We start from the raw sequence: 11,896 nt of genomic DNA on the forward strand, positions 1-11,896 counted from the left end.
CCCTTTCTTCATGCCCGCACAGCGGCGAACTCACCCGATCCAGCACCCTGTTCGATCAAGAACGACCGCACGATCGGAAAGACAACAGCTTGTCACAGCCGCAGCGTGAGGAGCCGGTAGGCGGCCGAATCTCGGGAGTTGTGACCCGGGAGAAGCGGCAGCGTGTCCCCAAGCCCCCATAGTGCGTCACGCTCACCCGGTCGTTCAGCAGACGACCGAGACAAAGACAAGCAGGTAGTGAGCCCCGGTGCCGCGCGCGAACGGCCAGCTAGCCGCCAGCGCGTAGGAGCCGCGAAGCCCATGTGGCGGTCTTCGGCTACACGTACGAGCCGGGCCCGGTCCTCCGATCCGTCGGGGACCGGGCCCGTGCCGTGTGCCAACCCGCTTGGCTGGTCTTCCCTCAAGTCCGCTCCCCCGCTGATCGCGAAGCAGCAGAATCGGGGCGTCGATGCAGCCAGTCGTACGGGAGGGCAGGGACCTATGGGGATGCAGGACGTGTGGGTGAGGGCGCAGAGCATCATCTCGGGGAGCCGGGCGGTACGGACGGACACCATCGTGCAGGTCAGGTGGGACCGCAGCGCGTCCCAGTACGTCACCTTGGCCATCGCCGGAGGTGAAGAGGTTCACCATCAGGCGCGGCCCATCGGATCGGGTGCCCAGTCGCTCACCGAGAAGGACGGCACCGCGCTGGCCGATGAGCTGTTGTCTGCCATGGCCTCGGCAGCGGCTCTCCCGGGCAGTCACCTCCTGGTGCTCCACAAGGTGGGCGACTTCTCGCCGAACGGCACAGGACTGCAGTGGTGCCGCGCTGCGATGGATGACGCCGGTTAAGGGCTCCGCTCCCTGACAGGCGGCGGCTCGCCCCCGCGCCGGGTCAGACGGCCCGGGTGGCGGGCGCGGCTTCCAGACGGTCCAGGCGTTCGTAGAGCGCGCGGACCAGGCGAGCGCGGTTCTGGGCGCAGCGCACGGTGCCTTCCAGCGTCGCGGACAGCTGGCCTTCCGCCTCGCGCAGGACGACGTCGGCGAGCGCCTTGGGCCCGCTGTCCTTCGGCAGCTGGTTCGCGCGGCGGCAGACGTCGGCGGCGACCGCGCGGGCGTGGCCGGTGAGCTGGAGGGCGATCTGCTCGTAGTCGCGGGTCGTGAGCGTGTCCTCGCCGGTCCACGCGAGGACGGCTTTGACGAGGCTCTCGTACGGCTCGCGGTCGAGCGGGAGCTCCGCCTCGATCAGTCCGTCGGGGTCGTACAGGACGGTCTGCGTGCTGGTGTGCATAGCGAGCCTCGCTGCCGGGAGCGTCTCGTGCGGGTGACCGGCGGTCACCGCTGGGTGTCCTCGCCGCTGTCGGCTCCGTCGTCCTGGTCCTCGGTCCGCTGAGTGAGGAACCGGGCGAAGCCGCGGTCCGCGCGGGCTAACAGGGCCGGGGAGGGGACGCCATAGGCGGGCGACTGGAGGCCGCGGCCCTCCGGGGACGGGGCGGTGGAGTTGGTGTGTGAGCGCGAGGGGGCGCCTCTTTTTCGGCTGGTGGGACTGTGGCTGCTGCCCATCGTCGGCTACTCCGCTTCGTGGGTAGGTTCGAGCCCCGTGTGGTCGCGGTCCCTGTCGGTCCGGGCGGGGTCGGCGGCGTGGATGAGCTGGCGCAGTGCCCCGTAGTAGACCTCGTGGTCGACGACGGTGGGCAGGATGGTGTCGAGGTGCCCGGTCAGTGCCGGAAATTGCTCGGGGTCGAGCGCGGCCAGCGCGGTCCGGGTGGTGGCTTGTGCTTCTGTGGAATCAGCGATGTCAAGCCGTGTGCTTGTGCATCACGTCGAGGTAGTGCCGATCGCGGTGCGGAACGTGGTGGTCCCGGCCGGGCAGGCTGAAGACAGCGCAGACCTCGGAGGGCTGGGTGAGGATGCTCGACTGCTCGCCGAAGGTGAGGACGGGGTTGACCTCGTGGTGGCAGCCTGCGGTGTCGAGGGCCGTGATCAGTTCCTCGCGGAGCGCTGTGGCCTCGAACGACTCGGAATCAGGCAGGACGAGCGGTGGGAGACTCGCCGTTGATCCGGGCCAGAGGTTGATCCAGATGCCGCTGACGGCCCTCTGGGTGACGACCAGTCGAAGGCCTCCCCACGCATAGGGATAGCCGTCGATGTCGGGGCCCTTCATGAGGATGGCGGGGTGCGGGCGCCCCTGACCGAGGAGGTCCTCGGCCTCAGTCAAAGGCATTCCGCAGTGAAGCGGGCCAATCCGGCCGGTTCGGGCGAAGTCGACGAGCACGTTCATCAAGGTCACGGCAGTGACTGTGACACTCTCCCGGGCCTGTGCGCACTCCGATATCAGCGCGGTGCGGCGCCCGTCCCGCCCTGTTGGACGTCGACGAGCGGCAGAAGGCGGGCCGTCGCTGGCACGTCCAGTTCGCGTGGTGTCGGGCCGGCCGGAGTGGGTGTGTCGGCGAGGCGGTCGAGCAGCCGGTCCAGGGGTGCCTGGCCGTCCTCGACGGCTGCCTGCTCGTCGTCGGTCAGCGGGATGGACACGGCCATCTTCTGCAAGTTGCTTTTGGCGTCCAGGAGTTGGGATCTCGTGGATTCCTTTGGGGTGTAGAAGTCGCAGCGTGCGCAGGCCATGCGGTGCTGGCATTGTTCGAAGAAGGTGTAGCTGCAGTAGCCGTGTCCGAGGTCGTAGTGCTGCCAGGGCTCCCCGGCCGCGGCGGCGCCGGAGGCGACGGCGTCGCGGTCGACCAGGACCTCGATGGTGCGCACGTTGCGCTCGAAGTAGCCAGCTTCAGAGTAGGCCTTGGACAGGGTGTTGGGTGTGATCTTCGCGTAGTACTGGGTGGATTGCGGGGAGCGGTGTCCGAGCCAGGCCTGCAGCTCGAACAGGGTCATCGGTTCTTTGGCGTTGTAGAGCTGGCTGGCGATGGTGGACCGGGCGCGGTGGCTGGTGATGTTGCCGCGGACATCGGCGGCCGGGACTCCGGCCTTGTGGCAGAGCATCGGGATGATGGTGTTGTTGATGTAGCTGGTGGAGACGCGGCGGGCCCGGACGGCGAACAGCGGGTCGACCAGCTCGCCGGTGCGGCTGTCGGTGAACTTCGGCTGATCGGGGCGGGCGGCCTGCCAGGCGTCGACGGCCTGGCCGAGGATCGGGTCGACCGGTTTGGTGAAGGCGGTGCCGGTCTTGTGGGTGGGGACGTCGAGCAGGCAGACCGCGTCGCGGGCCAGGACCTGCTGCGAGTCGCCGGCGATCGGTGTCCCGTCGTGCTGCCAGCGGATGCAGCCCACCTTCAATCGAGCGATCTCGTTGCTGCGTTGTCCAGAGAACAGCCAGGTCAGCGTGACCGCGCGGACCAGTTCGAAAGGGTAGAAGTGCCCGGAGCGGGTCTGGGGGAGGTCGGCGGGTTCCAGGTTCAGGCCCGCCCACAACAGTTTCGCCCAGACCTCGTCGGCGATCACTCTGGGGTCGGGTCCCAGGAGGGCAGTGATGCTGCGGGGGGTGGTCAACGCGCGAACGGGGTCGAAGCGGCGGGGCAACCACTCCCATTCCTGGCAGTCGCGGAAGAACGTCCGCAGCGCTGTGATCTGCCCGGCCTTGCTGGGCGCTTCCAACGGCTTGCCGAGACGGTCGCCCAGCCCGATCGTGCGCTGGACGTAGTCGCCGACCTTCATCCGGTCCAGTGCGGCGATCCACGAAGCGCAGGTCTGCCGGGTCCAGTCGGCCGGATCAGCGGCGTCAAGCTGTTCGGCGGCGATCCATCGGCCGACCTTGAGCAGGTTCGAGCGGACGCTGCCGCGAACGCGCGGGGTCAGCGTCGAGGTGGCGTGCCAGCGGTCGGCCCACTGTTCCCAGACGGCGCGCCGCCGCTGGCCCGGGCCGAGTGGCGACCGGTGTCGGGGCGAGGAGGATCACAGAATCCGAGCTCGGCGACCGCCCGCTGCATCGCGTGCAGGGTGTTCAGTCGGCTGCCCTCCAGCAGCCCGTCGCGGCGGACCCGGTCGAACAGTGCGGTGTCCAGATCCTCAAGATGCGGGCTGCGGTTCAGCAGGAACAGCTGGCAGGCCACCATCGGCAGCAGGGTGTCCTCGTCCCGGCCGAGCCGGTAGCCCCAGGCGACCAGGACCGTACGAAGTCGTGCGACCTCGCCGTTGACGCGGTCGCGTCCGAAGATCCGCCGGGCCAGAGTGAGCCGCTGGAAGCTGCCAAGCCGGTGGAACTCGTTGAAGCCACCGATCAGGTAGGCGTGCGCCGCGAGATAGGGGCGGACTTCGTCGCCTGCCCAGGTGGGCGCGTGCCGGCGGAACTCGGCCTGAGTGCGGCCGAGCAGGTGGACCCATTCCTCCTCGGTCCAGCCCCAGAAGGTCCTGCCGGTCTCCGCGCGCCGCGTCAGCAGCACCGCGACCACGTCGAGCATGGCCCGTCGGCGGTGCGGGGTGGGCGGCGAGTCCAGGGCGGTGTTGACCGCCTCCAACGGACCAAGCAGCCGCGCGATCACGCGCCAGCCCGGCGCGGACGGGTCGTGGTACTGCAGCCGCCGCAGATTGCGCACGCCCAGGTCGGCCACGGCCCTGGCCTCAGCAGGTCGCACTGCCACCGCCGCGTCGTCGTGGGGCGGGGAGATCGGCCAGGACCAGCGTCCGGCCCCGTCTTCGGCACGATGGCCGACAGTGGTGCCGTCACCGCGACACCTCCGCCGTCGTGCCGTCCGCAGACGTGAGCATCTGTATGCGCCAGGCATGGATGTGGCCCATGCCGCGGGCCAGCTTGTCGGCCAGGTCCCGGCCGGACAGGTGGATGTACTGGAGTGTGGAATCGGTGTTGCGATGGCCGGCGAAGGTCGCGATCGCGTGCAACTCCCAGCCCATCCGGGCCAGATCGGTCAGACACAGGTGACGGGTGGTGTGGGTCGAGAACCGCGGAACACCGGCCTCCAGGGCGATCCGGCGGACCACCTTCGACCAGGTCCACAGGGTCAGCGGCTGCCCGTGGTTGCGCCGGGACTCCGAAAGGAACAGCGGCCCCCTGGCCCGGCTGACCGTGGCCCGATGGGTGAGGTAAGCCGACATCAGCACGCCGGTCGACGCCGAGTACGGCACCACCCGCTCCAACCGGTTTTTCGTCGTCTCGGCCCGCACCAGCGTCCGGCGGGCCGGATCGAGGTCGTCGGTCCGAAGTGAGCACAGCTCCTCTCGCCGCAGCGCGGCATCGTAGGCCAGGGCCAGCATCACCCGGTTGCGGACCGGCTCCTCCCGCGCGACCTGCAGGATCCCCAGCCACTGCTGTTCACTGGGGATCCACGGCAGCTTCGTCAGCCGCGGCACCAGCCCGCGCTGCTGCCCGCCCCCTTTGGCGCCCCGGGGTGTAGCGGCCCCGGCCGACCGGGTTCGACTCCCGCAGGCCTTCCTCCATGAGGAAGTCGTAGAACAGGCGGACCGGCACCAGGCGCTGCTGGATGGTGGCGTTGGCCAGTCCTGCCCCCGAGTCGATCGAGACCACATTTGCCCCTCGACGGTGAGGCCGTGAGGTCAATTCCCTTACGTAGACGGCTATATGTGCGCGGTTCGCAGTGACCGGGTCGACGTTCTCCCGTTCGCACATCAGCAGGTACTCGGCCAGCCCGCGGGCGTAGGCATCGATCGTGCGGGGCGCACGGCCGAGATCCGTCCAGATCGTCAGCCAGGTCGCCGCCTGCTCGTGCCGGCCGAGCACCGGCCACTTCTCCATCAGCACCGTCGTGCCGCTCAACACATCTCCCAAGTCCGTGGTTGCACCGGAGAGACATGATCACCCCGGCAGATTCCACGTAACTTTTAAAAAGATCAAACGCCAGATGTTCGGCCGAGCCGGCTTCGATCTCCTCCGCAAGCGTGTCCTGCTCTACACGTAGGGCAACCGTTGCGAGCCTGCCGCGGGTGCTGGCAGACGAGCCTCAGGTCGCCATGTGTCGGGTGAGCTCGCGTGACTTCTGCTGCAGTGCGGCTGTCCACTCCTTTGCATGGGGATCCGAAGCCGTCTTGAGATAGCCGCTCTCGGCGCGCTCGGCCGCCTGCCAGTTCACCTCGAAGTTCGCTTTCTCAGCCAAGGCCAGCACCGTGGCAACGAACCCTTCGGACAGGATGGCCATGACGGCGTGCCTGGTTTTACTATGCCAGGCGAGCAGGGCGTCGACGAACGCTGCGAATGCGATGGGGGCGATCTGACACTCGTCAGCTTCCATCGGGCCGATGCCGGATGGCAGACCCACTTCGGCTTGATAGACGGTGACCTGGCTCATGAACAGCCGGGACGCCCCGTTGGACGGGTTCCACAGGGTTTGGTCGCCCAAGTCGTAGTACTGGCTCACGTCAGCCTCTCACTGGTGGTCATAGGGGGCGACATTACGGTCAGTCAGCCCCCCACGGAAAGTGAGCCAGAGCCCGAGTTTGGGAGGCTCGGCCCAGTAGCGGGCGAGGCGCGCGGCCGTGCTGCTGATCCCGAAACCAACATCGGCAGCATCACCAATCACCTCACCGCTTGGATGGCCGCCGGAGACACCCTCCGGCGGCCAAACGTACTGGTCAACGCGCCCTAAGGCCCGCCCACCTAGCGATTGCGCCACGTGATCGTGATGTCGGCCTTGTCGTCGGGCTCTTGCTCAGCCGCGTTATCCACGTGGAAGGATCGCGTGACCGATTGCCCCTTCGGAATGTGGATATCGTAGGTGTAATAAGAACCACCGAAGGTGTAATAGCCGTCCAGGTCGTTGGTATCGGCGCTGGCGCCCTCAAAGAGCTTTATTTCGCCCTGTCCCACGCTTACCGAGCCATCGCTGTTGCCGCGGATCTGATAGTGGATTTCGGCTCTAACCTCTCCGCCGCACTTTCCGAAATACCAGAAGCTGTTAATTCCGGTGCCCTCGTTGACGATCGGATTGTCATGGTGGCAGCGTTCGTTCGCGCCGAAGTCCTCGTAATCCATCATCTGGAACACGACGTTGCCCGTCACCAAAAATGCCCTGGGTTGCGCTGGCTGGGCGGCCGTCGCTGGCTGGGCGGCCGTCACCAATCCCATGGCCGCCATGGCCGTCACAGCGGGGACAGCGAGCACCCGCCTACCTTTTTCCCGCCAGGGGTAACCAACTGAGCGACTCATGTCTCTGCCCTCCGCTAGGTATAGGCGGTCCCCTATGTCAGTAGACCCCTCACTCGCCAATTCAGCATCCCGAATTCATTACCACTTCAACTTAACTCGCTCACCGGCCCAACCAGAGCCCCGACCAGGGGATCCGGCGAAGAGGGAGCAGCACTCCGCCACGAACGCCCCGCGGGCTCTCAGTGCCCGCAGCCTGCCATGGGGTGTCGAGGTATTTCCAGGTCTGGGGTCCGACCTGGCCGTCGGCCTCGAGGCTGCTACAGCGTTGGACGGCGCGTACGGCGGTGTCGGTGCTGTCCCCGAAGTTGCCGTCGACGGTGAGCGTGTAGTCGTAGTTGTTGTTCAGCAGGCACTGGTGCGATGTACCGCCTTCATGACAGTGAGCCACCTGTAAATGCACCGCTCCACGTCAGCCACCGAGACGCAAAGCACCACCTCGTGTCAGCAGCCAGCCGTCGCCATAAGCCAGAGACCTGCAAGAAGACGCCCACCTGATCAACCGTCACTGCCACCAGCTCACCGACATGAAACCGACACATCGCAGGCGGCGCTGCGGCGATAGCGGTCAGGACGGTCAGGACCGGACTCACGGCCGAACCGGCCGCCCGCTCGGTTGAGCGGGCGGCCGCCGCCGTGCCGGCCCCATAGAACCGAATCGCTGCGCTGGCGTGGGCGGTTGAGATCGAATGCTGGTATGCCTCCCACGCCTGCCCGCCGCCCGCGGCTACGCCGTACCACCCGTCTCACTGCCCGGACCTTCGCCGGCCCGGGAGCAGGCTCCACCCGGCCACCAGAAACTCCCGCTGGCCCTGCTACTGCCCCTGCCCCTGCTCCGGCTCCTGCCCCAGGGCCGGAGCCGGCTCCTGCTCCCGGGGGACGTCCGGAGGCCCTGGACTGGGCGCGCCGGATCGAGTTGTTCACCGTCGTGGTCACCGCTGTAGTGGCACTGGTGGGTCTCTGGTACTCGAACGTTCAGACCAGACAGGCCAATGAGCAGGCGCGGGATGACCGGGCGCTGGCCAAGGAGGGACAAATCACCGACCGGTACACAGCGGCGGTGGGAAACCTCGGTGAGGACAAAATGGACGTGCGGTTGGGCGGCATCTACGCCTTGCAGCGGATCATGCAGGACTCCCGCCGCGACCAGCCCACCATCACCGACGTCCTCGCCACCTACATCCGCACTCACGCCGCCAAACCCCCCGCTAAGGACCAGGGCATCCCGGCCGACGTCCACGCCGCCCTCACCGTCCTCGCCAACCGCGACACAAGCCGGGATGACACCTTCCTCCTGAATCTCCACGCCGCCAAGCTCCCCGACATCAACCTCGCAACCACAACCAAATCAGGTGCGGCTTTGGGCGGTGCGAATCTGGGCGATGCGGATCTGAGAAGTGCGGATCTGCGAAGGGCGGACCTGTCTGACGCGAACCTGAGCGGCGCGGACCTGTCTGACGCGAACCTGAGCGGCGCGGACCTGTCTGACGCGAACCTGAGCGGCGCGGACCTGTACGGCGCGAACCTGATCGTCGCGAACCTGGACGGCGCGCACCTGAGCGGCGCGGACCTGGACGGCGCGCACCTGCTCGAAGTGAACCTGAGCGGCGCGGACCTGTACGGCGTGAAGCACCTGACGAGGGAGCAGGTTGACTCAGCCCTTACTGACAGCAAAACGCAACTGCCTGCCTCGCTCCGGTAGCCCTGGCGGCTTCCCGCCCGCGGTACCGCGCCCGCCCCGCACGACGTCCAGATCGAGGCCCGAAGGCGTGCTGAGCGTCCCCGACGCCGTAGTCTCCGAGGGTGCACCGGGAGACACTGACGAACATGTCCACGGTGCAGATCAAGACCCGAGTAGCCGCCCGGCTGCTGCTGGCCCGCCCGGGGGCGGACGTGGCCGAGAACGCCGCCGCCCTTTGGCGGGGCGTCCCCGGCCACGGCCAGCAACTACAAGAAGGCGGGCCTGTACCACCACGACCGAACCTATGCCGTCGGTTCTCGTGAACATCGGGTTGCCAGTCCCACCGTCCGGAACGGGCGGGGTGCTTCCCTAAACACGCCGCTTGATCATGTCGGGGGAAACTGGCCGGATGAACGACCGCCGCCCGCTGGGCACCGGCCCCCGCCCCGAACCCTGCCCCGACAACCCGGTTGTCGCCTGCCGCGCCGCGCGCCGGCCTCGCCGCGGAACGCATCATCACTGCCGTCCCGACCGCCGAACCGTCCGTCACCGGGCCGGTGCCGGAAGGGCGCAGGCGCCCCCTCGGCACCGGCCACGAACACGCCGCCGACCAGCCGTCAAACGGCTCTCGTCACCGCTGACGGCGGGCCAGCGCGACAGAGACGAACGGAGAGATCACGCCGATCACGACGCCCGCCGTGCCGAGCATGGCCGTGAGCGGGTCCGCGGCTCCCGGCCTGAGCAGGACGACAAGGCCGGCCCCGATGCACAGCACCATGAGCATCACGGTGCACAGCACCGACAGGATGGCCACGACCCATGCGGGCGTGCCGGACGACGAACCAGCGGCCGGGGCCGGAATCGGCGGAGCTGGATCCGGCTGTGGTGCGGTGGTCATGATCGGGTTCCCCCTCGGTAATGGTTACGGTCTCTACGTTCACCCTGAGGACCGACAAAATCGTCAGGCGTCATGGTGTGGAGCGGGCCGGAGCAGAACACGCTCCGGTCGTTTGCGTCCTGGGGTGGATTCCGGGGCGCGGGCAGCACAGTGCGACGCGGTGGGGTTAGCCACGCAAGCGGCCGTCTCGCCGTGCGGGAACGGCTGCCTCATCCCTCAGTAAGAAGGGAGTCAGTTACCCAGTCGGAGTCGCCCCGCCTCAAGCGCATGTCGCGCGCCGGTGCCGCTGGAGCTTTACGTCAAGCGGTGGTGGATGCAGCGGACTTCTTCATCGGCTTGCGCGGACGAGTGATGAGGGCGCGCTGGTACTGGTGGGCGATGGTGAAGCCGAGGGGCGCGAGCGGAGCCTTCTTCTTGAAGGCCCGCCTCTGGACAAACTCGAGGTCGACGAGCTGCTTCAGGCCACGCTCATGGGTGTCGGGGGACCAGCCGTACCACTCAGGAGCCCACTCCGCGGGGAGGGCCACCCAGTGCTTCTCGCGGGCGACTACGAGGAACAGGGCCAGGCCGGGCAGGCTCAGCTTCTCGTCACGGCCCTGCGTCCAGAACGTGGTCGGGATCTGCAGGAAGCGGTTCTCCTCGTTGTCGCCCACGGGACGGTCGTAGGGCTTCCCGGTGCCGTCCTCGCGCAGCAGAGTCACCGTGATCTTGGTCCCGCTGCGGCTGCACTCGATCAGATTGCGCGCCTTCAGCCGGCGCAGGGCCCGCCAGGCACCCGTACGCGCAGACTGATCGAGTGCGGTCTCGTGGATGTCCATCAGCCGCGCCCACACCGCGCTGTCGTGCGTGGTCGACCAGCCGTTGTCCCCGTTGCTGCACGCGGCCACGATGATCAGGTAGGCCCTGAGGCCCCGCAGGTCCCTGCCGGTCACGAAGTCCTTCAGGGGCCCGTGCCGGCTGTCGCCCCCCGGGTTCGCCTGGACGAAAGTCTTGCGCAGCGGCACGTTGGCCCGGATCGAGCGGGTCAGAACTGCCGTGCGGGTGTCCCGTCCGGTCGCCTTGATTTTCTGGATGTCCTGCTCGGCTGTCGTTGTCGCCTTCATGCCTCAGAAGGTAGCTGTGAGAGCCCTCAATACCCAAACGATTCAGCCGCTTTGAAGCCGACGAAACAGCTTTAGATCACGGACGTGCCAGCGGGTCTTGTAAGAGCCACATTGTGAGATCGATGTGAAAGGTCCGGATGGGAGGCCCAGGTGAGAGATCAACTGGGATGACTAACTCATGGGATGGTGGAACGTCTCAGCGCTGGACTCTGCATGCCCGGACGCCGCCCTCCGGCGCGACAGCGAACTCAGCCGACCACCTCGCCCTTTTGGCCGCCGCACCCGTAATGCTGTCTGGTCCACACGACCGCCTGCCGCCCTGTACGGCGATCTCCCGGCCTCCCCAGGTCCGTCCCGGACCCGGGAGGCCCGAGACGGCTGACGCGCACTCAGAACGGCGCTGGGGTGGGCTCAGCGGGGCAGCCGGACCGTACGGCAACTGCGACCGATCGCTGACCAGTGGGTGCAGGCAGCGTGAGACACGGATACGCGACGGCTTTGACCTACCTAGAGCGCAGGGACTTCCCGCCATGGCAGTGATGCGGGCCCTCCCGCCGCTACTGGACCCCTGACGGCCCGTGAGCCGCTGTACGGCGATCTGCGGGCCGAACGCGAATCGCCCCGGACCGTGGGCTCGGGGCGGCTGACATGCGCTCAGAACGGCGCTGGGGTGGGCTCAGTGGCCTCTGCCGCCGAGGCTGCTGCTACCGCCTGATCAAGAGCGGCGCGCCATTCCTGCTCGGCACGGTCGCGGTCGGCCTGGGCGGCGACCCGGCGGGCCCCCTCCTGGCGCTCGTGCTCCTGGTGCTCGTCGACCAGGACCGCGGCAGGGACGGGGATCCGGGCCGACACCTGCGACCGGGCAGGCACCGACGCCGCCACAACCCCCGAGACGGCCTCACGGGCCGAAACCAAACGGGAAGCCGGACCCGGGGCCGGAACCGGCTCAGAGGGCCGCACAGGGACCGCCACGGCTACCGGAGCCGCCGGGGATATGACGCAAGCCGGGGTTTTACACACCCAGGAGACGTTCGGTGATCTCACGCAGGGTCTGCGTCAGTGCCCGGGCGAGCCGGGAGGGGGGAAAATCCCGCCTGGCCGGTGGTCTGCCGGCG

General features: G+C 67.9%; 16 protein-coding genes. 3 read left to right on the top strand and 13 right to left on the bottom strand.

All coding sequences use genetic code 11. The features are described from left to right. Positions 1 to 480: 480 nt before the first annotated feature. Positions 481 to 831, top strand: a complete 351-nt coding sequence (locus tag ACZ3IC_RS33400) for a hypothetical protein (protein WP_467422378.1) — start codon at positions 481 to 483, stop codon at positions 829 to 831. A gap of 43 nt (positions 832 to 874) precedes the next feature. On the opposite strand, the gene ACZ3IC_RS33405 is transcribed toward ACZ3IC_RS33400, so the two are convergent. The 10 genes from ACZ3IC_RS33405 to ACZ3IC_RS33450 form a co-directional block, all read right to left on the bottom strand. Continuing rightward, on the bottom strand, positions 875 to 1,270 hold the full coding sequence (locus ACZ3IC_RS33405; protein ID WP_467422409.1) for a DUF6415 family natural product biosynthesis protein: 396 nt from the start codon (positions 1,268 to 1,270) through the stop codon (positions 875 to 877). 44 nt (positions 1,271 to 1,314) lie between these two features. Then, positions 1,315 to 1,542: a hypothetical protein gene (locus ACZ3IC_RS33410; protein WP_467422380.1), complete on the bottom strand. Its 228-nt coding sequence runs from the start codon at positions 1,540 to 1,542 to the stop codon at positions 1,315 to 1,317. Between the two features lie 235 nt (positions 1,543 to 1,777). Beyond that, positions 1,778 to 2,269, bottom strand: a complete 492-nt coding sequence (locus ACZ3IC_RS33415) for a hypothetical protein (RefSeq protein ID WP_467422382.1) — start codon at positions 2,267 to 2,269, stop codon at positions 1,778 to 1,780. Positions 2,270 to 2,313: 44 nt separating this feature from the next. Then, on the bottom strand, positions 2,314 to 3,642 hold the full coding sequence (locus ACZ3IC_RS33420) for a tyrosine-type recombinase/integrase (RefSeq protein WP_467422384.1): 1,329 nt from the start codon (positions 3,640 to 3,642) through the stop codon (positions 2,314 to 2,316). Between the two features lie 137 nt (positions 3,643 to 3,779). After that, positions 3,780 to 4,565, bottom strand: coding sequence for a hypothetical protein (locus tag ACZ3IC_RS33425; RefSeq protein ID WP_467422386.1), 786 nt, complete (start codon positions 4,563 to 4,565; stop codon positions 3,780 to 3,782). An 82-nt stretch (positions 4,566 to 4,647) separates the two neighbouring features. Further along, the gene (locus ACZ3IC_RS33430; RefSeq protein WP_467422389.1) at positions 4,648 to 5,292 is read right to left on the bottom strand and encodes a tyrosine-type recombinase/integrase; all 645 of its coding nucleotides are present in this window, start codon (positions 5,290 to 5,292) and stop codon (positions 4,648 to 4,650) included. Further along, positions 5,255 to 5,716: a hypothetical protein gene (locus ACZ3IC_RS33435; RefSeq protein WP_467422391.1), complete on the bottom strand. Its 462-nt coding sequence runs from the start codon at positions 5,714 to 5,716 to the stop codon at positions 5,255 to 5,257. Before ACZ3IC_RS33435 ends, ACZ3IC_RS33430 begins: the two co-directional genes overlap by 38 nt. Positions 5,717 to 5,900: 184 nt before the next feature. Beyond that, positions 5,901 to 6,314, bottom strand: coding sequence for a DUF6086 family protein (locus ACZ3IC_RS33440; protein ID WP_467422393.1), 414 nt, complete (start codon positions 6,312 to 6,314; stop codon positions 5,901 to 5,903). 239 nt (positions 6,315 to 6,553) lie between these two features. Further along, complete coding sequence (locus ACZ3IC_RS33445; RefSeq protein WP_467422395.1) at positions 6,554 to 7,057, bottom strand: hypothetical protein; 504 nt, start codon at positions 7,055 to 7,057, stop codon at positions 6,554 to 6,556. Between the two features lie 145 nt (positions 7,058 to 7,202). Further along, positions 7,203 to 7,490, bottom strand: coding sequence for a peptidoglycan-binding domain-containing protein (locus ACZ3IC_RS33450; RefSeq protein WP_467422397.1), 288 nt, complete (start codon positions 7,488 to 7,490; stop codon positions 7,203 to 7,205). A gap of 525 nt (positions 7,491 to 8,015) precedes the next feature. On the opposite strand from ACZ3IC_RS33450, the gene ACZ3IC_RS33455 reads away from it, so the two are divergent. Then, positions 8,016 to 8,801: a pentapeptide repeat-containing protein gene (locus tag ACZ3IC_RS33455; protein WP_467422399.1), complete on the top strand. Its 786-nt coding sequence runs from the start codon at positions 8,016 to 8,018 to the stop codon at positions 8,799 to 8,801. A 125-nt stretch (positions 8,802 to 8,926) separates the two neighbouring features. Continuing rightward, on the top strand, positions 8,927 to 9,103 hold the full coding sequence (locus ACZ3IC_RS33460) for a hypothetical protein (RefSeq protein ID WP_467422401.1): 177 nt from the start codon (positions 8,927 to 8,929) through the stop codon (positions 9,101 to 9,103). 308 nt (positions 9,104 to 9,411) lie between these two features. Here the strand turns inward: ACZ3IC_RS33460 and ACZ3IC_RS33465 are convergent, their stop codons facing one another. The 3 genes from ACZ3IC_RS33465 to ACZ3IC_RS33475 form a co-directional block, all read right to left on the bottom strand. Next, positions 9,412 to 9,678 (bottom strand): hypothetical protein, encoded by a 267-nt coding sequence (locus tag ACZ3IC_RS33465; RefSeq protein ID WP_467422403.1) that lies wholly within the window; start codon positions 9,676 to 9,678, stop codon positions 9,412 to 9,414. A 299-nt stretch (positions 9,679 to 9,977) separates the two neighbouring features. Then, positions 9,978 to 10,781 (bottom strand): hypothetical protein, encoded by an 804-nt coding sequence (locus ACZ3IC_RS33470; RefSeq protein ID WP_467422405.1) that lies wholly within the window; start codon positions 10,779 to 10,781, stop codon positions 9,978 to 9,980. Between the two features lie 654 nt (positions 10,782 to 11,435). Next, positions 11,436 to 11,651, bottom strand: a complete 216-nt coding sequence (locus ACZ3IC_RS33475) for a hypothetical protein (RefSeq protein ID WP_467422407.1) — start codon at positions 11,649 to 11,651, stop codon at positions 11,436 to 11,438. Positions 11,652 to 11,896 lie beyond the last annotated feature (245 nt).

This window comes from Streptomyces sp. NPDC002958 (assembly GCF_055563255.1).

What these genes read in the sequence shown, in the direction of transcription:
- ACZ3IC_RS33465 (WP_467422403.1), bottom strand. Translation starts at nt 9,678, where the DNA reads ATGACCACCGCACCACAGCCGGATCCAGCTCCGCCGATTCCGGCCCCG.
- ACZ3IC_RS33410 (WP_467422380.1), bottom strand. Translation starts at nt 1,542, where the DNA reads ATGGGCAGCAGCCACAGTCCCACCAGCCGAAAAAGAGGCGCCCCCTCG.
- ACZ3IC_RS33460 (WP_467422401.1), top strand. Translation starts at nt 8,927, where the DNA reads ATGTCCACGGTGCAGATCAAGACCCGAGTAGCCGCCCGGCTGCTGCTG.
- ACZ3IC_RS33470 (WP_467422405.1), bottom strand. Translation starts at nt 10,781, where the DNA reads ATGAAGGCGACAACGACAGCCGAGCAGGACATCCAGAAAATCAAGGCG.
- ACZ3IC_RS33400 (WP_467422378.1), top strand. Translation starts at nt 481, where the DNA reads ATGGGGATGCAGGACGTGTGGGTGAGGGCGCAGAGCATCATCTCGGGG.
- ACZ3IC_RS33405 (WP_467422409.1), bottom strand. Translation starts at nt 1,270, where the DNA reads ATGCACACCAGCACGCAGACCGTCCTGTACGACCCCGACGGACTGATC.
- ACZ3IC_RS33420 (WP_467422384.1), bottom strand. Translation starts at nt 3,642, where the DNA reads ATGAAGGTCGGCGACTACGTCCAGCGCACGATCGGGCTGGGCGACCGT.